The sequence below is a fragment of the Thalassospira sp. UBA4513 genome (assembly GCF_002388495.1).
Lineage (GTDB): Bacteria > Pseudomonadota > Alphaproteobacteria > Rhodospirillales > Thalassospiraceae > Thalassospira > Thalassospira tepidiphila.
The window spans coordinates 73,368-93,883 of record NZ_DGMR01000012.1 but is presented as its reverse complement, the minus strand read 5'-3'; the positions used below and the strand labels follow the sequence as shown (position 1 = coordinate 93,883).

Genomic DNA, 20,516 nt, shown 5'->3' with positions numbered 1-20,516 from the left:
GGGCTGCGCAGGAAGCCGAAACCATCGGGCAGAACTTCAAGAACGCCTTCGCCAAAGATGGCGTGGTCGTTCTCGGCCAACTGCTTGAGGATCGCGAACATCAGCTCCTGCTTGCGGAGCGTGCTGGCGTTTTCGATTTCGAGTTCATCAGACAGAGCAAGCAGCTCGGTCGGAGATTTCTTTTTAAGGTCCTGAAGATGCATATGTGCGTTTAATGATCTGTGGTTGCCGAAAGGGCGAAGATTTTATGGAGATAGAAAAGAGAATGTGCGGTTGACCGTCAGGCAAGGCGCTCAGGCTTTTGCTGGGGCGTGCGGACGGTTCGAAACCTTGGAGTTGCAAGAAAGGCAGGTCTTTTCATGTTTCTGGATCGAAACACCCCCGATTGATACCCTTGAAAATCGCAATAGTCAAACCGTGATTCGAAAGAACCGGGCAATTTTGCAGCCATTGATACGAAAATATCACATCTCGCCCCCGGCAACCAACCGCATTCCACTGGTCGAAGCCGGGTTTGAGCCAAAATTCCGTGTTCTTTTTCATCGGTAATTTTGCATCAAACTGTCTGGGCCTCGCGCACGGACGCAAGGAATTCGGCCACTTCCTTGCGCAGGCTGGTCGCAACATTGGCAACCTGATCACAGGCGACGATAACGTGATCGGCGGCCTCGCCGGCATTGTCGGTCGCCTCGCGGATACCGGCAACGTTGCCCGAAACCTCGGTCGTGCCCTGCGAGGCACGATCAATATTATTGGCAATTTCCGAGGTTGCGGCTTCCTGTTCATTGACCGCAGCTGCCAATGAGGACGAGGTCGCGTCAATCTGGCCGATTTTTTCGCCAATCCGCGAAAAGGCATCAACCGCGCGTTCAGTCGCGTCCTGCAGATTGCCCATCTGTTCGGAAATTTCGTCAGTTGCGCGCGATGTCTGGGTCGCAAGGTTTTTGACCTCGTTGGCAACCACGGCAAATCCCTTGCCGGCCTCGCCGGCACGGGCGGCTTCGATTGTCGCATTAAGCGCCAAAAGATTGGTCTGTTCGGCAATATCGCGGATCAGACCGATCACCTCGCCGATCTTTTCAGCGCCTTCTTTCAGCGCCGTTGCAATGACTTCGGCCTCGCGGGCCTCGTCGGCCGCGGCGGTCGCATTATCCGACGACGCAGAGATCTGCCGGGAAATCTCAAGGATCGAATTGGCCAGCTGTTCGGTTGCCGAGGAAACCGCGGACACATTCTCGGACGCTGATTTGGCATCATCTGCCACCAGGCGAGCCTTGTCGCGGGTCTTGTCGATGGCCGATGTCATGTCTGAAGACGTGGTGCGCAAACCATCAGTTGACTGGCCGATATCCCCCAGCAAGTCGTTGATCCTGGCCTCAAACCGTTCGGCCAGCCGGCTGACTTTTTCGGCACGGGCAAATCGGGCGGCCTGTTCCTTTTCACTTTGGGCGGCCATTTCCCTATTCTCGACAAGGCTGTCGCGGAAAAACTGCACCGATCGGGCCATGGCCCCGACCTCATCCCCGCGCGCGGCCCCGGATACCTTGACCGACAGGTCACCTGCGGTCAGATCACTCATGGTTTTGGTCATGGCGCGGATCGGCGCAGAAATATCGCGACCAACGATGACAACCAATGTGCATGCAAGTGCGATAATGATCAGCAAACCGGCCAATGTGCCATAAAAATAAAGCTGCGCTTCAGAGAGCTTTTGCGCCGAGAGGGTGACCAGGCTTTGGGCAATATGGTCTTCTATCATCTTGTAAATATTAATCTTTACCGTGATGGTCGCAAACCAGTCCGTCCCCGCAATGCCATCGGTGGTTCAGGTTACCGGGTAACTGAGCGCCACATCACGCAGCTTGTTGACCGCAGCAACCGCCGGGTCCTGCATCGCGCGGTCGTAAAATTCCCTGATCTCTGGTGCGGCCATTTCCTCGAACACAGAGAGATAAGCGTTTTGAAGGGTGATCAGCTCGACAAATCGACGATAAAGGTTGGGTTCGAACTTGCCCATGCCAAACCCGGCCGCACCTGTGGCGCGCTCAAGCCCGCCACGTTCCTTAGCCTGCATGAAATCATTAAAGGCCGCGATCGAGCGGACAAGTTCGGGATCGTTGCTGATTGTGCTCATGACATTGACGGTCGAGAGCATGCCGGAAATGATCGAGGTATAGAACCGAACCGCCTCGCCAAGTTCGATATCCAGCGCATAGACCTTGGCACGTGTCTGGGGCACGGTATCAAGCAGCCCGACAAAGACGCCAACCTGCTCTGCCAGACCCGGGTCATAGGCGGAAAGATCAAAGTCGTTTAACGCATTGCGCAAAGACTGGATGCGCGCATCCGACAAGTTGCGCTGATCGGCAAGTTGCGGTCCGAACTGTTCACCTTTGGAGCCGATAAAGCCCGCCGATGCGCCGCGTTCCTTTTGCAATTCGTGTACGGTCGCACCGATCTGAACCGCAAGTTCGGTCAAGCCGCCAATTTTGCCAAGTTCATCCATTTCCCGATAACGGTCGGAAATAATGACGCCGGACAGAACAACAAGTCCCAACAAAGGTGGGATCAGAGAAATCGCAAGTTTCTTGCCAATCTGAATATTCGCAAACATGTAAAGCCCCGTGCATTGTGGAATGCGAGGCCGCCAAATATGCGTTCTTCCAACTCCCGGGGCGCGCAGGTTTTATATTGATACGATATCGTATCAATTGCCTTTTATTGTTGGTGTGGTGACGCGCCTAGACTTTGTGCGGCGCAAAATAATCAGCGCGGCACATTTGGATATTGTAACCCTTGGATTAAATTCAATGGTTACGTTTCAACTTAAAAGGCGTTCAGGAAATCCTGTTTCACGAAGAGCGATGCTGTTCGCGCACAATTTCAAGCATCCGGTTAAGCTGATCCTCGCTCAGGCCGGCGATGCGTTCCGACAGCAGGTTGGCCAGTTCGGTGGCCTGGGGTTCCAGTCCGGCGGTATCGACGGTGATTTTCGGATGCGAGAGCTGGGCCAGACGTTTGACGTCATCGACCTCGTCCCAGACCAGATTGAAATAACCGCAGATTTGCTGCACCAGCCCGGGGCTGGGCCGCCCGCGATGACCGTGTTCAAGCGCGGACAGATAGGCCGGTGACAACTGCAAGGCGGTTGCCATATCGGTCAGCGTCACGTTGTTGCGCGCACGGAGTTCCCGGATGCGATTGCCAAAAGGTGTCACGGGCGTCTCCGTTTCAACAAGACATAAAAGGCCCCGGCGCCACCGTGCTGGATCTGGGCCTGATGAATGGCAAGGATGCGATTGCGCAGGTTTGGCGCACTCAGCCATTGCGGGGTGCGTTCGCGCAAAAGACCGGTGCGACCATATTCATCCGCGCGCGATCCCTTGCCAGTGATTACGAGAACGCAACGTTTTCCGGCCCGCCAGCTATCCTCGATAAAGGCATTGAGCGCATTATGGGCGACTTCCTGGGTCATGCCATGCAGGTCAATGCGACCGTCAATCGACATCTTGCCCTTTTGGAATTTGTTGGCAGTTGATCGATCAATCCCGTCGGTGACACCGGGTTTCAATTCGGAAAGGTTCTGTTTTTTGATCTTTGGGCCACGGTCAGCATGGCGGGCCGAGGGCAGATTGCGCGCAGCCCGGCTTTGTTCGGACTGTTCAAGTTTTTCTCCAAGATTATCGGGCAAGGTAATCGCGGTATCGCTGGTGTGGATGTCATCATCAGACGCGACCACGTCATCGCCGGCCTTGCGCCTTTTCTTGCGCAAAGGTTTGACGTCACGGGTAAAGACCTCCCACAGGGTCTTTTCGTCATCCGTGACGGTGCGGCGTCGCTTATTTGGTTTCTTCTGACTCATCGACCAAGACAATATGCAAGCGGCGCGGTCCATATACGCGAGGCTTTATCGTCCATTCGATATCACCTGTTTGCAACAGCCCGGTCACCCAAAGGAATGTTCGCGGCATATTGCCGTGTCATTGCTTTTCGCGCAACCGCGCCCATCGCGCATTTCGCCGTCACGGCAACAATATGTTTGCAGGAAAAACAGGCCAGACCGGGAAAGGTGGCCCGACGGGGTTGGGTTTCAGGTATCGATATCGGTCAGATCGACACAGGTGACCCCGTTATTATCAAGATCAAGCATCGCCTTGAGAAACGCACTGTCGAGATTGGTCGAAAGCCCGTGCATCCGGCGGTTTTCAACAAAAAAGCCGTCGGTCTTGAAGCGATCAAGCTGGGTTTGCAGCTTTTTGATATCGCTTTGCGGTACATTACCACTGATCGCGATATAGAGATAACAGGTGCGATAGGGCTTGAAACCAGTCACATCAGGAATGCTGACTTCGGGATATTCGGCACGGACCTTATCAAGATAATGGCGCAGGATATTGCCACCGATGGCAATCAGATCAACGCGATCAGCCATCATCATCGGCAACAGAAGTTCTTCACGCGGCACCATAACCAATTGCTTGGCGCCGCGATCACGAAGATATCCTTCACGCGCCGATCCCATCAGAACCCCGATGCGGGCATCGCGCAGAAGCGTGTCAAACGCCATGTCTGACCAACCGGTATCGACAAAGCCAAACAGGTTCCAGAAGGTCCGGCTGACCGGCCCCACCCATTGGAAGACATCTTCGCGATAATCAATTCGGGTGGTGGGGTAAATTACGTGGCCGACTTCGCGTCCGGCCAGCTCCATCTGCCGTTTCCAGGGCATCTGCGGCACGATTTCAACAGCCAGACCGGCCTTGGTAAACAGTTCGATGGCAAGCGTATCGAAATAGCCTGGCTCCGGCCGGCCCGATGACTGAACCCGGCTGCTTTCAGACAAATGGATGATGTAGGTGCCATCAAACGTGGAGTTTTCTGGAGCTTTTTCGTCAGTGAGTGTCTGGGCGCGAAGATTACCTAAAGCCGTGATCAGCGCACAGACCAAAACCAGCATCGCAAGGAGGCGATTGGCGTATTGAGAAACTGTAAGTTCGGAAAACCGCAATGATGGACACCGCTGTTTTCCCATCTTATGCCTCTTGCTTTATAAGCCAGAGCGCATCTTTGACTTTGGCCTCGATATAGGCGCGGTGAGCAGCAAGTTCTTCGTCGCTGATCATATGCGGCCTTGGTTCCAGCCGGTTGCCCCGCGGGCCCAGAACCCGACGCCCGCCGTTATCTTCATCCTGATCACCGTTTAGCGCATTAGGATCAAGCGACAGGCCATGCTGACGGCCGCCCAGAAGTTCCAGATAGACCTGGGCAAGAAGGTCGGAGTCAAGAAGTGCGCCGTGAAGGGTACGGTTGGAGTTATCGATCTTGAACCGACGACACAACGCATCAAGGCTGACCGGGGATCCGGGGAATTTCTTGCGCGCCATCTGGACGGTATCAAGGGCGCGTTCCATGGCAATGCGCGGTTTGTTAAGCCATTCAAGCTCCGCATTGAGGAACTTCATATCAAAGCTGGCATTGTGAATGACCAGAACCGAATCCTCGCCAATGAATTCGATGAACTCATCGGCGACCTCGGCAAAGACCGGCTGGTCTTTGAGGAACTCATCGCCCAGACCGTGAACGTCGAATGCCTCCTTGGGCATCGGGCGTTGGGGATTGATATACTGGTGATACTGCCGCCCGGTGGGCATGTGATTGATCAGTTCGATACAGCCGATTTCAACCAGTCTGTGGTCAGCATAGGGATCAAGGCCGGTGGTCTCGGTATCAAGAACAATCTCACGCATGTAGTCGTTATCCAGTCATCAACTGAGTTGGTCGATAATACCCTGAATATATTGAAAAGTGACGGCACGCCCCAACCCGGTCGGGATGATGAAATCAGCGCGCTTTCGCTTTTCGATATCTGGCATCTGTTTCGACAGAATGGCGGAAAATTTTGTCTCCGTCATCCCTTCTCGCGAAAGAACACGCTGGCGTTGTATGAACCCCGGGGCCGATACAACCGCAACATGATCACAGCGCTTTTCACCGGATGTTTCATATAAAAGCGGAATGTCGAGAACAACCAGCTTGCGCCCCAAACGACGCTGAGCGGCAAGAAACCGGTTTTCAGCCGCACGCACCAGCGGATGCAGGATGGTCTCAAGCGTTTTTAGAACATCCGGATTGGCAAAAGCGATCTTGCCCAATGCCTGCCGATCAATCCGGCCATTAACGATCACATCGGGAAAGGCCCTGGCAATCGGGCCAAAGGCAAGGCCATCTGGTGCCATCAATTCATGGGTCGTGGCATCGGCATCATGGACCGGCACACCAAGGTGACGAAACATCGCCGCCGCGGTTGATTTGCCCATGCCGATGGAGCCGGTTAACCCAAGAATTTTCATAATAAGATTACCCTTCGGATCTTAATCAGGCGAAAGAACGAAATCGCGCAGTTCCTGGGTGACTTCGGGATCGATCCCGAACCAGCGATGGAAACCCGGTCGTGCCTGATGGAGCAACATGCCAAGCCCATCAACAATCGGATTGCCGCGGGCCTTGGCCTGCACCAGCAAATCGGTCATCAGCGGCGCATAGACAATATCGGTGACAAGGGCGGTTTGCGGCAGACCGGACAGATCGATCTCAAGCTTGGGCTGGCCGACCATGCCAAGGCTTGTGGTATTGACGACAAGCGACGCGCCATCAAGCGCATCAGGTGCAACCGGCCAGTCAATCACCTTGATCCGCGGGTCCTTGATTTCGGCCGCGACGTCTTCGGCGCGTTTGCGGGTCCGGTTGGCCAGACGAATTTCCGGGCAACCTTCATCCAGCAAGGCGACCAGCACCGCACGGCATGCCCCGCCTGCCCCCAGAACCACCGCCGGACCGCTGGCAAAAGCAATATCGGGTGCTTCCTGGCGCAGGTTTTCAAGGAAGCCAAATCCGTCGGTATTATCGCCCAAAAGACGGCCATCCTTGGCAAAGGTCACGGTATTGACCGCCCCGATGCGACGCGCACGATCAGACAGTTCATCACATTCGGGCATCGCCATTTCCTTTTGCGGAATGGTGACATTGACCCCGGAAAATCCCAGATTGCGCAAGGAAATCAAGGCGGCCTGAAAGTTTTCCGGCTCCACGGGCAGTGGCATATAACAGCCATCAATGCCGTATTTCGCCAGCCAATAGCCATGCAAACGCGGCGATTTCGAATGCGATACCGGCCAGCCCATCACGCCGGCAAGGCGCGATGTGCCCGATAGGGTGCGATAAGGATTTCGCGAGGTCATTGCGTGCTGTTTCCTGCCAGATGGGTTTTTGATGCGTTTTTGTGATTATGCCTTGAGAACACCGTGATCGCGCAAGAAGCCAATCAGCGGCAGAAGCGGCATGCCCAGCACGGTGAAGTAATCGCCGCGCACCTCGGTAAACAGTTGCGCACCAAGGCCTTCAAGCTGATAGCCGCCCACACAGTGATAAATCTCTTCGCCGGCGGCATCGAGATATTCTTCGAGCCATTCATCGGTGAAGTTGCGCACGGTCAGATGGGCGGTATCAATCGTGCCCCAGATGCGCGAGCCTTCCTTATATATAACAGCGGCCGAGACCAGCTTGTGACTTTTGCCCCGCAGGGCCAGGAGTTGCGCACGGGTATTGTCACGGTCCATCGGCTTGTCAAACCAGATGCCATTGCATTCCAGCATCTGATCAGCGGCAATCACAATCGCATCGGGTTGCTGGCGATACATGCGCAGCGCCTTCATTTCGGCCAAGGTTTCCGCGGCCTCGGCCGCCGTCGCACCCTCGGCCTTCATCGCTTGTTTATAGCCATCCTCGTCAATCATCGAGGCGACGGCTTCGCAATTGACACCAGCATTGCTCAACATGGCATGGCGGGCCTTGCTGCTGGATGCGAGAATAAGACGATGGGTGCTGGGCATATGTTTATCCTGTTGGTGCAGCTTAATGACCGCGGCGGTCATACATGGTCGATAAAATGATGGCGGCGGTTTCTTCGATGGATCGGCGGGTCACATTAATGATCTTCCAGCCACGTTCGGTAAAGTATCGCCGTGCCTGGTGGACTTCGTCGCGGACTGCAACCGGGTCAACGTAATCACCACCCTCGCCGCGTTCGATCTGGCGCAGGCGGTTTTTACGGATCGAGACCAGCTGATCAACATCCTTGATCAAGCCAACCACCAGAGGTTTTTTGAGCTGATCAAGTTCCGGCGGCAATGGACAGCCCGGCACAAACGGAATATTGGCGGTCTTGATGCCACGATTGGCGAGATAAACCGATGTCGGGGTTTTGGACGTGCGCGAAACACCGACAATCACCACATCGGCGTCTTCCAGATCCCAGCCCGATTGCCCATCATCATGGGTCAGGGTGTAATCGATCGCCTCGATCCGGTTGAAATATTCCTCGTCCATTTTATGAAGCGCACCGGTCCGTCCGTGCGATTGCTGGCCGAGATACCCCGCCATCATGGTGACCGTGTTATCAAGCACGTGGCTGTGCGGGACCTGCAGGCGGCGACAGCCTTCCTCGAGCTTGCGGCGGATGTCGCTGTCAAAGACGGTGTAAAGGACGATGCCCGGATTGCGTTCGATATCGGCCAAGACACGGGCGAGCTGCGCGTCGGTCCGGATCAGTGACCAGACATGTTCATGGGCACGCACATCGGGAAATTGCGCGACACAGGCACGCGCAATGCCATCGACCGTCTCGCCGGTTGAGTCCGAGACCAGATGAAGATGGAAAATTTTGTCCGTCCCGACCATGCCTGTCCGTTTCTTTGGTCAATTTTTGGCGACCCAAGCGAAATCTTATCCACTTTTTGCCGACCAAACGATTTTTCTAACTTTATTCAAACAACGTTACGGCTGTTCAAAATACCGATCACTAACCGGATGGATAAGAGTTTTATCGCAACCCGAAGTTAGCGGATCGGAGTCGGCCCTGTGGATAAATGTGGATAACGGGTGCGACTCCGGCCCGATTTTTTCCACAGGAATTATCCTCCCGCTCATACAAAGTTTCTCAAGTGCTCTGTCCCGAGCGGGATAAGTGCCAAATTTTTCCCGTAATAACAGGGATAAGAATGCAAAAACCAGACTTATTCACCTTATCCCCATTATTCAAAAACGTCTTTTCCCAAGGCATAGTCCGGGAGTCGTTCGGAGTCGTACACAGTTTTCCCCAAGGCCGGTTGAGATGAATCATTTTTCCCGAGTCGGAATGTGAATAAACTGTGCGTGAAATTTAATCCCTGTTATCCACAGGGAACCACTCACAAACAACATCCTTTTTTATTAAATAAGGTTTTGTTAGGCAGAACGTGGAAAACGTCTTGGCAAAGGCCCCAGGGCACATTTCACGAAATAACAAAGCCGGTTCTGACAGGTGGCCGAACGCCACATGTCAGGCCAAAGATCAAAAAAGCGATCGGGAAGAGAAACAGGAAACCAGATGCCTAACACCCAAAAGACCTTCTTGCGTGCCCTTGCCGGTGAAACCTTGCCGGTACCGCCGATCTGGCTGATGCGCCAAGCTGGCCGCTATTTGCCAGAATACCGCGCAACCCGCGCAGAAGCAGGCTCTTTCCTTGATCTTTGCTATAATCCTGAACTTGCTTGCGAAGTTACGTTGCAGCCGCTGCGGCGCTTTGACTTCGATGCGGCGATATTGTTCTCCGATATCCTCGTTATACCGCAGGCACTTGGACAGCATTTGGCCTTCAAGCAGGGAGAAGGCCCACAGCTTGAGGCCATCCGCGATGCTTCAGGCCTGGGCAAGCTTTCAGTTGAAGGCATTCATGACACGCTTGGTCCGATCTATGAGACGGTTTCAAAGCTTTCACACGCCATTCCATCGAGCACAGCACTGATCGGCTTTGCCGGTGCGCCCTGGACCGTTGCGACCTACATGGTCGAGGGCAAGGGTTCCAAGGACTTCCCGAATATCCGCCGCTTTGCCTATGGCGATCCCGATGGGTTTGCCAAACTGATCGACATTCTGGTCGAGGCGACCACGCAATATTTGCTGAAACAGGTTGAGGCCGGTGCAGAATGCATTCAGCTGTTTGAAACCTGGGGCGGGGTGTTGTCCGAGACCGGCTTTAATCGCTGGGTGATTGAGCCGACCAAACAGATCGTTGCCAATTTGCGCGCCGTGCACCCGGATCTGCCGATAATCGGCTTCCCGCGTGGCTGTGGCTTGCATCTGGTCGATTTCAAACAAAAAACCGGTGTGACCGCGGTTGGCCTTGATAGCGGGGTGAAACTCGACTGGGTGGCGGAAAACCTTCAGAAACTGGGTCCGGTGCAGGGCAATCTGGATCCGATGCTGCTGATCACCGGTGGCGATCCGATGTTTGATGAAACCAAGCGCATCCTTGATACGCTGGGCAAGGGGCCGTTCATCTTTAACCTTGGCCATGGCATCACGCCGGAAACCCCGCCGGAACATGTTGGCCAGCTGGTGGACTTCATCCGCGATTACAAAGGGTAAATGTCGGCAATTGCTGCATTTTATTTTGTGATTTTTGAAATCAATCAAATCGATTGAAAAATTCAATGCGTATGATGGGCGTTGCCTGTTGCGCTTGGGTCCGGTTTGACCAAAATAGGCGCCGGAGCGCGACGGGTTTACATCATTCCCGGTTTGTCGGGAACCGGTCCAGACACGATCTGACATGAAGGATAACCAAATGTCCGAGACGACGCGCAAGAAACGCGCCATTGTTCTTTTCAATCTGGGGGGGCCGGACAGTCCGGCAGCTGTTGAGCCGTTTCTGTTCAACCTGTTTAATGATCCGGCAATCATCAGCCTGCCCAATCCGTTCCGCTTTTTGCTGGCAAAGCTGATTTCACGTCGCCGCGCACCGATTGCGCGTGAGATTTATGACCATATCGGTGGTAAATCGCCGCTTCTGGAACTGACCCAGGAACAGGCAGATGCGCTTCAGATTGCCTTGAACGCCGAAGATGACGGCTATGAAAACCGTTGCTTTATCGCCATGCGCTATTGGAAGCCGTTTGCCGATGATACCGCGGCCGAGGTCAAGGCATGGGGGGCAGATGAACAGATCCTGCTTCCGCTTTATCCGCAGTTTTCAACCACCACCAGCGGATCGTCGGTCAAGGACTGGAAACGGGCCTGTGCCAAGGTTGGCTTGACCTCCCCGATCAAAACGGCGTGCTGCTATCCGACCAATCCGGGCTTTGTCGAAGCATCGGCCGAAATGATCAAGGCGGGCTATGATCGTGCCCTGGCCAAGGCCACCGAACTTGGCATTGATAAGCCACGCATCCTGTTTTCCGCCCATGGTGTGCCCAAAGCCGTGATCACCAAGCGCGGTGATCCCTATCAGTCGCAGATCGAAAAAACATCGGCCGCCGTGGTCGAGAAAATGGCGATCGAAGGATTGGACTGGAACGTTTGTTATCAAAGCCGGGTCGGCCCGATGGAATGGATTGGCCCATCGACCGAGGACGAGATCGCGCGTGCTGGTGCGGAAAACAAGGGCATCGTTGTGGTACCGATTGCCTTTGTCACCGAGCATTCGGAAACCCTGGTCGAGCTTGATATCGAATATGGCGAACTGGCGCATGAAAAACACGTGCCGATCTATGAGCGCGTGCGCACGGTCTGTTCCCATCCGAAGTTTATTGCCGGACTTGTTTCGGTTGTAAAACAAACACAGGACGAGCTCGATGAAAAAGGTCCGGATGACTACACGGTCGAAACACGCGGCTGGTGGTGCCCGGATGAACATTCCTGTGCGGTCGCCAAGCAGCCATCGCTGAAACCTGCCGGGGCCTGAATTGGCCAAAAGCGCGACGCGCTTTAGATCACAGTTATAACGCCAATCGGGCCGGTTCTGTTTTTGGATCGGCCTGATTGCTGTTATGGTCGGAAAAATTCAAAAAATTCCCGCTTGCGCGGGCTTTAACCTGCCGACCCTGACCGTCACATCCAGAGAAGAGAGAGATGGATAGTTACAGCATTATCAAATCCCTGCATGTCATCAGCGTGATCGCCTGGATGGCGGGTCTTCTTTATCTGCCAAGGCTTTATGTCTATCACTGCGAAGTCGCGCCGGGCTCGGAAGCCAGCGAGAAATTCAAGGTGATGGAACGCCGTCTTTTGCGGGCCATCATGAACCCGGCAATGATCGCGACCTGGATTTTTGGCGGCTATCTGATCCATGCGGCCGGTGTCATGACCGAAGGCTGGTTCCACGTCAAACTGCTGTGTGTGGTTCTGATGACCATCGCGCACATGATGATGGCGCGTTACCGCCGGGCGTTTGAGGCGGATGCCAATACGAAATCGCAAAAATTCTATCGTATTTTCAATGAAGTACCGACGATCCTGATGATCATTGTCGTCTTCATGGTGATTGCACGTCCCTTCTGATCGGGTCTGTTTGACAGCCACTCAGTGAAAACGTTTCGATTTTAAAATAAAAAGGCCGCCAAACTGGCGGCCTTTTCTTTGTCATCGTTTTGGTATCGAACCAAAATCCGATAGATAAGGTCAATCAGGCGTTGCCGGCCGGCTGACCTTCCATCTTGGATGCGAATTTCTTGCGGAAAAGATCAGCAAAATCAATCTGCTGCATCATCAGCGGCGGGAAGCCACCGTCTGCGGTCAGGTCTGCGACGATCTTGCGGACATAGGGGAACAGCAGGCGCGGAACTTCGATCATCAGAACCGGCAGGCGGTGTTCGTCAGAAACATTCAGCGTCACAACGCAGCCATACTGCAGTTCGGCAATGAAGGCGACCTTGTCGCCAACGTCGGCTTTGACGTTGATCTTGATGGTGACTTCGTGAAGTTTCTGGTCCTGGGTGGTGCGGGCCTCAACATCAACGTCGATATTGATTTTCGGCTGCTGCTGCAGGGCAACGCTTTCCGGTGCGTTCGGGTTTTCGAACGACAGATCCTTGATGTACTGGGTGTGGATCGTGATCGGATTTGCGGCCGGCTGCTGCTTCTGTTCTGCTGCGCCTTCTGCACCGGTGGTATTCTCGGCCATTAAAGTCTAGCTCCCTTAGAGGTCATTTCGTCTTGATCAGAAAAAAGCTTTCGGCCTGAAGGCTTTGCCTTGGCTGAAATGCTTATTACTGACGCCGCCCCGTTGCGGCAGATAAATTGGACTTGTTGGCCTAGCACGTCTGGCCTGCACGGGCAAGCCAATCAGAGCGGGTCAAAGCCCTTATCAAAGCCCGTGTTTCCGGGGGTTTGGTTGTCCTGATTACGGACAAAGGCCTTTGAATCAAAGAAGGCTGACCGGGGGTGTCGGCCAACCTTCTGATTTTGTGATTTTCGTATGAATTCAGCGCGTCTCGTCACGCGGGGGCAGATTGCGCGGTGTTTCGGGATTGTCGCCCGGATCGTTGCTGCTATCGGTGTCGTTTGACGGATCGTTTGGGCTGACATCTTCGAAATCGCCATCAATGATCGGCCCGGCACCGCGCGGCCGTGCTCCGCCAGGTCCACCGGCGCCATTTCCGCCCGCACCATTCGGTCCGCGCGCGTTTGGTCCGCCTTGCGCACCGCTGGAATAGGTCGCACCGCGGAAGTTTGTCCGGATATTGCCCGACTGGACCAGCTTCATGATGACCTTGGCCCCGATCAGCTGGCGCAGCGGCGGGACAAGCAACAGGAAGCCAAAGGTGTCGGTGACAAAGCCCGGGGTCAGAAGCAATACACCGGCAATCAGAATGCAGATGCCGTCAAACAGGGCCCCAATGGGCATTTCGCCCTGATCCATCTGGCTTTGCGCCTTGGCCAGGGTTTGCAACCCCTGAGCACGCATCAGCGACGTGCCGATGATGGCTGTTAGAACAACCACGCCAATGGTCGGCCATAGCCCGATCAGTTCGCCGGCCTGAATGAAGACCGCGATTTCGATGATTGGCATGGCGACGAATATCGCGAGAAAGTAAAAGCCCATTGTTTCTCCGTTTACTGGCGATGGATTGCCTGTATGCGCCGCAAATGTCGTATTATCACATGCATTTTACGGCCAAAGCTGACGTCTTGCTGAAACTATTGCAGAAAACAACTTGGTTTTCAGCGATTTCTCATTAATCTGCACACTTAAGTTCGTTGGTTAGTTGGTGGGAACGCTAATGTGACAACGCGACAAAAATGCGGCAGATCGTCATCTTGGCCTTGCCCCGGCGCATATCGCACCGGTGAAGGGTGAAGATGATCACATCTTGCTGGGTAATCGGCAGTTGCCCTTGCATTTGGTTAAGTTCATACCATCTCTCCACCACGGTTGTGATATACAGACAACCAGTTTGAAACCATTAGGATCACGAGACCGTCTTGCAGTATTTCGATATATTCTTATTCGCTCTGATTGCGGTTTTCCTTGTGCTGCGTTTGCGTGGCGTGCTTGGCCGTCGCACCGGCAATGAAAAGCAGGGGCCGTCCGATATCTTTGGCCGTCAGACTCATGACAATGAAGGCCAGAAAGACGCCGCAGCTCAGACCGATAATGTTTATCGCCTGCCGGACTCCGGTAACGATCAGGATGCGGCAGATGTTCCTTCGGGCACGTTTGCAACCCTGCAGGAGATCCAGAAGCACGATCCGAACTTCACCCAGCAGGACTTCCTGAATGGCGCGCGCATGGCGTTCGAAATGATTGTCGAATACTTTGCCAAGGGCGACAAGGATGGCCTGAACCCGTTGCTTTCGGCCGAGGTTTACAAGAACTTCGCCGCTGCCATCGATGCCCGCGCTGAAAAGGGCGAGCACGAGGAAACCACCCTGGTGGGTATCAAGAGCGCGTCGATCCATGACGCCAGCCTTGAAGGCCGCACCGCCTATGTCACGGTCAAGTTCGTGTCCGAGGAAGTCTCGGTCATTCGCAATGCCGAGGGCGATGTTGTCGATGGCGACCCTAACAAGGTGGTCGAGGCGGAAGATCTTTGGACATTCGCGCGCAATATCGAAAGCCGCGATCCGAACTGGCAGCTGGTTGCGACCGAAACCCCGGAAGAAGAAACCGCCGATTAACGCGGGTTTCGCAAAGACCAAACATATCAAAGGCGATCCGATAAACCGGGTCGCCTTTTTTCGTGTCCGCATGGTAACGAGCACGCGCAATTATCGGCTTGTTAAGCATGTCAGGGGCAAAATCGGGTTTTCGTAGAATCGTTGCAAAAACGGTGACGTTCGATTTGGCTAATTACGGGTTTCCATCTTGAAAAGACGACTGGTTTTATCGCGCAGCCTGTCCCTTGTTTCTGTGCTGGTCGGTGCGGCTGCCGCCCTGATCTGGATGTTTTGGCCACAAATCACCGGACAGATCGAACCCCCGGCCGAGGTGGAAGACAAACTGACCCTGCGCCCGGCGACTTTCGCTGATCTTGATGGCTGGCAGACCGATGACATGCGCGGCACCGTGCGGGCCTTTGCCCGGTCGTGCCAGGCGATGCTAAGACGCAGTGATGACAAACCCGTCGGGCCTGATCCGCGCATGGGAACCATTGGCCAGTGGCGCGATCGTTGCGAAACCGCGGTTTCCCTTGATGTTGAGAGCCTGCGCAAGGAAGACGCGCGTGCGTTTTTTGAAAGCGGTTTCAAACCCTATCTCAGTGGCAATCGCGATACGGCCGAGGGCCTTTTTACCGGCTATTACGAGCCGGAATTGCAAGGCCAGCTGACCCGTGGCGGGGCGTATCAGACACCACTTTATCTGAAGCCCAATGACATGGTCTCGATCGATCTTGGCGATTTTCGCGAGGATCTGAAAGGCACCAAGCTGGTCGGGCGGATCGCGGGTGATGCCATCAAACCCTATTACGACCGCGAAGCGATTGAGGAAGGGGCATTGTCAGACCGTGATCTTGAACTGGTCTGGGTCGATGACGCGGTGGATGCCTTTTTCCTGCAAATTCAGGGGTCTGGTCGGGTGGTACTGCCTGATGAAAGTGTGCTTCGGGTGGGCTATGCCGCAACCAACGGGCACCCGTATTTTGCCATCGGGCGGGAACTGATCGCGCGCGGAGTGCTGACGCGCGAAACCGTATCGCTGCAATCGATCCGCAAGTGGCTGCATGACAATCCGGGCGAAGCCGATGCGGTGATGAATACCAACGCATCTTACGTGTTTTTCCAGCCGCTCAAGGTTGATCCGAACGACCCCGAAGCAGGGCCGCTGGGATCGCAAGGGGTGCCGTTGGAACCCGGCCGGTCATTGGCAGTGGATCGCAGGTTCCATGCCATGGGGGTTCCGGTCTGGCTTGAAACCAGCGATCCGATGAATGCGGACCGTACATTCCGCCGCCTGATGGTGGCCCAGGATACCGGCGGGGCCATCCGCGGGCCGGTGCGCGGTGACATCTTCTTTGGCCCGGGCGAGGACGCGGCCCTTTATGCCGGCCACATGAACCGGCAGGGCCGCAAATATGTCCTGTTGCCCAACAGCATCGATCCGGCAAGCTGGCAGGATGCGGATGCTCAGACAGGGGGCACTTCATGATCCGTCATATTGTGTTGCTGCAGATCCCAAGCCATATCGCGCAAAGCGACATCGACACCATGATCGGCGAACTTGAAAAAGTTGCCTTTTCAGTGCCGGGCGCATTGGCCTTTTGCGGTGGGGCAAAGATGACCGGAAGCGGCCTTAGTCAGGGATTTACCCATGCCATCACCATTGATTTTACTGATCTGGCCGCACGCGACACCTATGTGCGCGGCCTTGATCAGGACTGGATTGGCATTCGATTGTCGGAAATGACCGAAGGCGGCCTTGGCGGTATTCTTGCCATAAGCGTCAATGTTGATGACATCCATACGCCCGACAAGGGATCGGACAAGAAGCCGGAATTACGCTGGATCTGAACTAGATTACGTAAAATGATCTTATAATTACGATCAAAATACCGACCAAGATCAAACCGACGATCTAAATCGCATTTTTTGGACATTTTGGCGCAGGGACCTGAAACAGGGACAGCGCAAAGAAAAACACCGGACGGCAAGGCCATCCGGTGTTGATCGATTTTGGGTTGTTGTTGGTGCCAGACTTACTGGGCGGCGACGATGCCTTCGTTGCCGGCATCCGATTTGCCGCAACCACCTGCGTCACCGGTGCTGCCAACGCGTGATTTGCGCTGACGCTGGCTTTCGGATTTGAGCTGCCCGCAAGCGGCCAGAATATCGCGGCCGCGCGGCCAGCGGATCGGCGCTTCGTAGCCGTTATCAAGCAGGATTTGCGCGAACTTCTTGATATCGTTGGTCGGCGTGCATTCGTAATCCGAACCCGGCCATTTGTTGAACGGGATCAGGTTGAACTTGCAGTGAACGCCTTTGACCAGTTTGGCCAGCGCACGCGCATGTTCGGGTTTGTCGTTCACGCCTTTCAGCATGACATATTCCATGGTGATCGGACGGGCGTTCGACATGCCCGGATAGTTCCGACACGCATCCATCAGTTCTTTCAGCGGATACTTCTTGTTGATCGGCATGATTTCGTTGCGCAGATCATCATCAGGCGCATGCAGCGAAATCGCCAGACCAACGCCAAGGTCTTCGCCACAGCGCACGATTTCCGGCACCACGCCCGAGGTCGACAGCGTAATTCGGCGGCGCGAGATCGAAATACCTTCGCCGTCCATGGCAATGCGCAGGGCATCGCGGACGTTTTCATAGTTAAACAGCGGCTCGCCCATGCCCATCATGACGATGTTCGACAGACGGCGGATGCCATTGGCCGGGGTCGGCCATTCGCCGTAGCTGTCGCGTGCGACCATGAACTGGCTGATGATTTCGCCCGGGGTCAGGTTGCGCACCAGAAGCTGGGTACCGGTGTGGCAGAATTTGCAGGTCAGCGTGCAACCCACCTGCGATGAAATGCAGACAGCACCGCGATCTTCGTTGCGATCAGGGATATAGACCGTCTCGGCCTCGTTGCCGTCATGGAACTTCATCAGCCATTTGTGGGTGTCGTCAGTACTTTTCTGATCGGCTGTCAAAACCGGACGCCCGACATAGAAATCCTGCGCCAGGCGATCGCGCAGCTTTTTGGAAATGTTGGTCATGTCCTCGATGTCGGTAACACCGCGGTTATAGATCCAGTTCCAAAGCTGTTTGACGCGGAACTTGCTTTCGCCCATGCCAGCCATGAGTTCGGTCAGTTCTTCGCGGGTGATGCCGACCAGATCACGACGCCCGTCGGCAGCCTGCCCATTGGCGGCGCGCGAAACGAAGTCGGACAGCGACGGCCCATCCTGCTTGGCAGGGGCATCGGTCAGGGGTGCGTTTTCGGTCAGGACGTCGGTCATCCCGGGCTCTCTCTTTTGCGTAGTGTGGGTTTGCCAGACAGCTTTTTGGCCGTCTTGTTCTGGCGTCAGCGGGACTATACCAGAAATGATGCAAAAATGCTTGGCCCCGCATATAGCGGGGCCGGGTCGATTTAGAAACGATAAATTTCACATTGCAGCTATCACAGCATTGCAATCACGGTTGCAAAGCAGGCTGTGACGGCCCCACCAACCGGTTTGATCAGCTAGGATCAGTTGACCGGCTTGGTGTTGCAAGCCTTTGAAATCGCGTTATAGGCGTTGGTAAAGCCCGACAGCGAATAGGTATCGGTGGTCTTGGTATCGCGTGACGAATAGCCAACCACAACCATGGTCGATCCGGCTTTCATCGCGCTGACCAGTTTGCGGTCTTCTTCGCTGTTTACCGCCCAGGCGGAGTCATCATGGGTGAACAGCTTGAAACTTTTGGAATCGATTCGAAGATCAACCTCGCTGCCCGATTTGTAGGTATAGCCGGTAATGAAGCTGACTTCATTAAGCAGCTTGAGTGCCGGGCGATGGGTGACCATGACATAGATTTTGCCACGCTGGGTGTAGTCGCCTTTGGCCGAGGTCGGCTGGCTGCCCATATAGCAGACTTTCTGGCCATCCTCGGAATAGGTGTAGGCTTCCCACTTGCCGTAAACATCAATCAGCTGCGGGGAGTTCTGGGCCTGTGCCACATTGGTCGCAAAACCAAGCGCAAGCAGACAGGCAACCGCGCCAAAAGCGGCGGCAAACGAATTTCTGACGAGACGATGGGCGTGTTTTTTCATGAGGTCGCGTATCGTGTCTGAAGTTTCGGGATCGGTCCGACCGGACCACGTTAGGACGCATAAAATCCAAAGGATATGGCAAATTTATGAGGTTCGTTTTCCGAGATTGCCGCCAAAAGGTAAAGATTAAACCAAGGAATGCGTCCAACCGGGTGCCAACAGGCAAATTTTACAAATTATTCTGTGGATGGCGCCGGACGCCAGCCATGGCTGGTGATGCCCTTCTTGACGGGATTACCGGTAAACCGTTGTCACACCACTAAAATTGATCGGCAGGTGTCAGCCGCGTGCGAGATTCTTTTTGACCACCTGATCCAAACAATCCTGAACCGTGATCGGCTGATTTCCGCGCCGCATTCGCGCCAGCATGTGACGGAGTTCACGAGGCGCGCCTTCGGTTGCCGGGGCAAAGAAGGCATCAAACGAACATTGATCGGATCTGTATTGCCAGACGCGGATGTCACCTTCGCCGCGGATCATTTCCGGTTCGCCGATTTTGGCTTCGACTTCCGGTTCTGACAGCCCCTTGAGCGATGCGTTGGGCACCGGCTTGAACGGGATGGCGGCCGTGGTGGTGCGTGATTTTGAATTTTCAGGCCGCCTGCGGGCTTCGGGCTGGGTCGTGGTGACGTTGCCCTTGGTATTGAGCTCGCCGTAATTGGTGTTTGTCGAACCCGGTGGCACTGACGACCCGCCGCCACAGGCCGATAGACCCATGGCAATGAGCGCCAGAAGCAAAATCACCCCGAATGGACGGGTGACGTCTGTTCGGGGTGATGTTTGGGTCAGGGCAATCATGCGCGCTAAAAATCAGGAATCGTCAGATTTGCGCGGGATGGTGATTGCGCCGGTGCTGCCGCCGCGGCTTATACCGGTGTCAGCGCCTTCGACATATTCCAGCTCGCCCTTGATGCGGGCACCATTTTCGATCTGAAGCGCACCATAGGTGATTTTGCCGCTGATTTCAGCCGAGTGGACGACAACCACACGACCAGCCGTCAGTTCACCTTCGAACTTGCCGCTGATTTCGGCCTCATCCACCTGGGCAGAACCGATGAAGCTGCCGCCATCGGAAACTTCGAGGCGCGAGCATTCCTTGATCTGGGCTTCGACAACGCCTTCGACGACCAGAACGTCACAGGAACCGATTTCACCTTTAAGCGTGATGTCGCGACCAACTGTCAGTTTCTTGCCCTCGGAGGAGTGGCTACCCGATCCTCCCGGGCGACCGGAACTGCCGCGGGTCGGGATTTCAAGCGGGCGCTTCGGGATTTCCGGGCGGAAGTTGGTGGAGTGCGGTTTGCTGGACATTTGCGGTTCATCCTTTGTGCGCGGTTGGGTGAAGAGCCGCGGCTCTGTTCGTTTTTCTGTTTTTTCGAACGTGCGGGTTTCGCTGGCTTTGTCAGATGCAGCATCAGAGGCCGAGGTCATCGTCCCGGAAAGCTTGTCTGATCC

At 54.9% G+C, this 20,516-nt stretch carries 23 protein-coding genes; 6 read left to right on the top strand and 17 right to left on the bottom strand.

The window, feature by feature from the left end:
* The 11 genes from B2T33_RS05465 to B2T33_RS05415 all read right to left on the bottom strand — a co-directional run.
* Nucleotides 1–203, bottom strand: a 203-nt coding sequence (locus B2T33_RS05465; RefSeq protein ID WP_286791319.1) for a Rho termination factor N-terminal domain-containing protein, incomplete at its 3' end; no start/stop codon positions are given.
* 353 nt (nucleotides 204–556) lie between these two features.
* The gene (locus B2T33_RS05460) at nucleotides 557–1,759 is read right to left on the bottom strand and encodes a methyl-accepting chemotaxis protein (RefSeq protein WP_286791318.1); all 1,203 of its coding nucleotides are present in this window, start codon (nucleotides 1,757–1,759) and stop codon (nucleotides 557–559) included.
* A gap of 66 nt (nucleotides 1,760–1,825) precedes the next feature.
* The gene (locus B2T33_RS05455) at nucleotides 1,826–2,614 is read right to left on the bottom strand and encodes a nitrate- and nitrite sensing domain-containing protein (RefSeq protein ID WP_286791317.1); all 789 of its coding nucleotides are present in this window, start codon (nucleotides 2,612–2,614) and stop codon (nucleotides 1,826–1,828) included.
* Between the two features lie 238 nt (nucleotides 2,615–2,852).
* Entirely contained in the window at nucleotides 2,853–3,218 is a 366-nt protein-coding gene (locus B2T33_RS05450; protein ID WP_008888763.1) for a helix-turn-helix domain-containing protein, read from the bottom strand.
* On the bottom strand, nucleotides 3,215–3,862 hold the full coding sequence (locus B2T33_RS05445) for a Smr/MutS family protein (protein WP_063086289.1): 648 nt from the start codon (nucleotides 3,860–3,862) through the stop codon (nucleotides 3,215–3,217). Before B2T33_RS05445 ends, B2T33_RS05450 begins: the two co-directional genes overlap by 4 nt.
* A gap of 228 nt (nucleotides 3,863–4,090) precedes the next feature.
* On the bottom strand, nucleotides 4,091–5,032 hold the full coding sequence (locus B2T33_RS05440; RefSeq protein ID WP_286791316.1) for a substrate-binding periplasmic protein: 942 nt from the start codon (nucleotides 5,030–5,032) through the stop codon (nucleotides 4,091–4,093).
* Between the two features lies 1 nt (nucleotide 5,033).
* Nucleotides 5,034–5,747, bottom strand: a complete 714-nt coding sequence (gene dnaQ, locus B2T33_RS05435; RefSeq protein WP_008888766.1) for a DNA polymerase III subunit epsilon — start codon at nucleotides 5,745–5,747, stop codon at nucleotides 5,034–5,036.
* 18 nt (nucleotides 5,748–5,765) lie between these two features.
* Nucleotides 5,766–6,350 carry a dephospho-CoA kinase gene (gene coaE / locus B2T33_RS05430; RefSeq protein WP_008888767.1) on the bottom strand — a complete coding sequence of 195 codons (585 nt, stop codon included), beginning with the start codon at nucleotides 6,348–6,350 and terminating at the stop codon, nucleotides 5,766–5,768.
* Nucleotides 6,351–6,371: 21 nt separating this feature from the next.
* Complete coding sequence (locus tag B2T33_RS05425) at nucleotides 6,372–7,238, bottom strand: shikimate dehydrogenase (protein ID WP_008888768.1); 867 nt, start codon at nucleotides 7,236–7,238, stop codon at nucleotides 6,372–6,374.
* A 45-nt stretch (nucleotides 7,239–7,283) separates the two neighbouring features.
* Nucleotides 7,284–7,889: a Maf family protein gene (locus tag B2T33_RS05420; RefSeq protein ID WP_008888769.1), complete on the bottom strand. Its 606-nt coding sequence runs from the start codon at nucleotides 7,887–7,889 to the stop codon at nucleotides 7,284–7,286.
* Between the two features lie 22 nt (nucleotides 7,890–7,911).
* On the bottom strand, nucleotides 7,912–8,736 hold the full coding sequence (locus B2T33_RS05415) for a pyruvate, water dikinase regulatory protein (RefSeq protein WP_008888770.1): 825 nt from the start codon (nucleotides 8,734–8,736) through the stop codon (nucleotides 7,912–7,914).
* 688 nt (nucleotides 8,737–9,424) lie between these two features.
* Here B2T33_RS05415 and hemE point away from each other — a divergent pair.
* The 3 genes from hemE to hemJ all read left to right on the top strand — a co-directional run bounded on the left by hemE (nucleotide 9,425) and on the right by hemJ (nucleotide 12,376).
* Nucleotides 9,425–10,465 carry a uroporphyrinogen decarboxylase gene (gene hemE, locus B2T33_RS05410; RefSeq protein WP_286791315.1) on the top strand — a complete coding sequence of 347 codons (1,041 nt, stop codon included), beginning with the start codon at nucleotides 9,425–9,427 and terminating at the stop codon, nucleotides 10,463–10,465.
* Nucleotides 10,466–10,664: 199 nt separating this feature from the next.
* Nucleotides 10,665–11,780 (top strand): ferrochelatase, encoded by a 1,116-nt coding sequence (hemH, locus tag B2T33_RS05405; protein WP_286791314.1) that lies wholly within the window; start codon nucleotides 10,665–10,667, stop codon nucleotides 11,778–11,780.
* A 167-nt stretch (nucleotides 11,781–11,947) separates the two neighbouring features.
* Complete coding sequence (gene hemJ / locus B2T33_RS05400; protein WP_008888773.1) at nucleotides 11,948–12,376, top strand: protoporphyrinogen oxidase HemJ; 429 nt, start codon at nucleotides 11,948–11,950, stop codon at nucleotides 12,374–12,376.
* A gap of 124 nt (nucleotides 12,377–12,500) precedes the next feature.
* On the opposite strand, the gene secB is transcribed toward hemJ, so the two are convergent.
* Entirely contained in the window at nucleotides 12,501–12,998 is a 498-nt protein-coding gene (secB, locus tag B2T33_RS05395; RefSeq protein ID WP_008888774.1) for a protein-export chaperone SecB, read from the bottom strand.
* A gap of 300 nt (nucleotides 12,999–13,298) precedes the next feature.
* Nucleotides 13,299–13,919: an FxsA family protein gene (locus B2T33_RS05390; protein ID WP_286791313.1), complete on the bottom strand. Its 621-nt coding sequence runs from the start codon at nucleotides 13,917–13,919 to the stop codon at nucleotides 13,299–13,301.
* 380 nt (nucleotides 13,920–14,299) lie between these two features.
* Here B2T33_RS05390 and B2T33_RS05385 point away from each other — a divergent pair, with 380 nt between their 5' ends.
* The 3 genes from B2T33_RS05385 to B2T33_RS05375 all read left to right on the top strand — a co-directional run bounded on the left by B2T33_RS05385 (nucleotide 14,300) and on the right by B2T33_RS05375 (nucleotide 16,825).
* Nucleotides 14,300–14,995: a Tim44/TimA family putative adaptor protein gene (locus tag B2T33_RS05385; protein ID WP_008888776.1), complete on the top strand. Its 696-nt coding sequence runs from the start codon at nucleotides 14,300–14,302 to the stop codon at nucleotides 14,993–14,995.
* 187 nt (nucleotides 14,996–15,182) lie between these two features.
* Nucleotides 15,183–16,463 carry a murein transglycosylase A gene (locus tag B2T33_RS05380; RefSeq protein WP_286791312.1) on the top strand — a complete coding sequence of 427 codons (1,281 nt, stop codon included), beginning with the start codon at nucleotides 15,183–15,185 and terminating at the stop codon, nucleotides 16,461–16,463.
* A complete protein-coding gene (locus tag B2T33_RS05375) occupies nucleotides 16,460–16,825 on the top strand; it encodes a Dabb family protein (RefSeq protein ID WP_008888778.1) in 366 nt (121 codons plus the stop codon). The genes B2T33_RS05380 and B2T33_RS05375 overlap by 4 nt, the downstream gene beginning before the upstream one ends.
* 185 nt (nucleotides 16,826–17,010) lie before the next feature.
* Here the strand turns inward: B2T33_RS05375 and rlmN are convergent, their stop codons facing one another.
* The 4 genes from rlmN to B2T33_RS05355 all read right to left on the bottom strand — a co-directional run bounded on the left by rlmN (nucleotide 17,011) and on the right by B2T33_RS05355 (nucleotide 20,372).
* Entirely contained in the window at nucleotides 17,011–18,267 is a 1,257-nt protein-coding gene (rlmN, locus tag B2T33_RS05370; protein WP_286791311.1) for a 23S rRNA (adenine(2503)-C(2))-methyltransferase RlmN, read from the bottom strand.
* Nucleotides 18,268–18,497: 230 nt separating this feature from the next.
* Nucleotides 18,498–19,061 carry an invasion associated locus B family protein gene (locus tag B2T33_RS05365; RefSeq protein WP_008888780.1) on the bottom strand — a complete coding sequence of 188 codons (564 nt, stop codon included), beginning with the start codon at nucleotides 19,059–19,061 and terminating at the stop codon, nucleotides 18,498–18,500.
* A 279-nt stretch (nucleotides 19,062–19,340) separates the two neighbouring features.
* Nucleotides 19,341–19,859: a hypothetical protein gene (locus B2T33_RS05360; protein ID WP_008888781.1), complete on the bottom strand. Its 519-nt coding sequence runs from the start codon at nucleotides 19,857–19,859 to the stop codon at nucleotides 19,341–19,343.
* Between the two features lie 12 nt (nucleotides 19,860–19,871).
* Nucleotides 19,872–20,372 carry a bactofilin family protein gene (locus B2T33_RS05355; RefSeq protein WP_246878909.1) on the bottom strand — a complete coding sequence of 167 codons (501 nt, stop codon included), beginning with the start codon at nucleotides 20,370–20,372 and terminating at the stop codon, nucleotides 19,872–19,874.
* Nucleotides 20,373–20,516: the final 144 nt, after the last annotated feature.

Excerpts from the sequence above, each read along its gene's own strand:
- B2T33_RS05460 (WP_286791318.1), bottom strand. The coding sequence starts at position 1,759 with ATGATAGAAGACCATATTGCCCAAAGCCTGGTCACCCTCTCGGCGCAA.
- B2T33_RS05455 (WP_286791317.1), bottom strand. The coding sequence starts at position 2,614 with ATGTTTGCGAATATTCAGATTGGCAAGAAACTTGCGATTTCTCTGATC.
- B2T33_RS05445 (WP_063086289.1), bottom strand. The coding sequence starts at position 3,862 with ATGAGTCAGAAGAAACCAAATAAGCGACGCCGCACCGTCACGGATGAC.
- B2T33_RS05440 (WP_286791316.1), bottom strand. The coding sequence starts at position 5,032 with ATGGGAAAACAGCGGTGTCCATCATTGCGGTTTTCCGAACTTACAGTT.
- dnaQ (WP_008888766.1), bottom strand. The coding sequence starts at position 5,747 with ATGCGTGAGATTGTTCTTGATACCGAGACCACCGGCCTTGATCCCTAT.
- coaE (WP_008888767.1), bottom strand. The coding sequence starts at position 6,350 with ATGAAAATTCTTGGGTTAACCGGCTCCATCGGCATGGGCAAATCAACC.
- B2T33_RS05425 (WP_008888768.1), bottom strand. The coding sequence starts at position 7,238 with ATGACCTCGCGAAATCCTTATCGCACCCTATCGGGCACATCGCGCCTT.
- B2T33_RS05420 (WP_008888769.1), bottom strand. The coding sequence starts at position 7,889 with ATGCCCAGCACCCATCGTCTTATTCTCGCATCCAGCAGCAAGGCCCGC.
- B2T33_RS05415 (WP_008888770.1), bottom strand. The coding sequence starts at position 8,736 with ATGGTCGGGACGGACAAAATTTTCCATCTTCATCTGGTCTCGGACTCA.
- hemE (WP_286791315.1), top strand. The coding sequence starts at position 9,425 with ATGCCTAACACCCAAAAGACCTTCTTGCGTGCCCTTGCCGGTGAAACC.
- hemH (WP_286791314.1), top strand. The coding sequence starts at position 10,665 with ATGTCCGAGACGACGCGCAAGAAACGCGCCATTGTTCTTTTCAATCTG.
- hemJ (WP_008888773.1), top strand. The coding sequence starts at position 11,948 with ATGGATAGTTACAGCATTATCAAATCCCTGCATGTCATCAGCGTGATC.
- secB (WP_008888774.1), bottom strand. The coding sequence starts at position 12,998 with ATGGCCGAGAATACCACCGGTGCAGAAGGCGCAGCAGAACAGAAGCAG.
- B2T33_RS05390 (WP_286791313.1), bottom strand. The coding sequence starts at position 13,919 with ATGGGCTTTTACTTTCTCGCGATATTCGTCGCCATGCCAATCATCGAA.
- B2T33_RS05375 (WP_008888778.1), top strand. The coding sequence starts at position 16,460 with ATGATCCGTCATATTGTGTTGCTGCAGATCCCAAGCCATATCGCGCAA.
- rlmN (WP_286791311.1), bottom strand. The coding sequence starts at position 18,267 with ATGACCGACGTCCTGACCGAAAACGCACCCCTGACCGATGCCCCTGCC.
- B2T33_RS05365 (WP_008888780.1), bottom strand. The coding sequence starts at position 19,061 with ATGAAAAAACACGCCCATCGTCTCGTCAGAAATTCGTTTGCCGCCGCT.
- B2T33_RS05360 (WP_008888781.1), bottom strand. The coding sequence starts at position 19,859 with ATGATTGCCCTGACCCAAACATCACCCCGAACAGACGTCACCCGTCCA.
- B2T33_RS05355 (WP_246878909.1), bottom strand. The coding sequence starts at position 20,372 with ATGTCCAGCAAACCGCACTCCACCAACTTCCGCCCGGAAATCCCGAAG.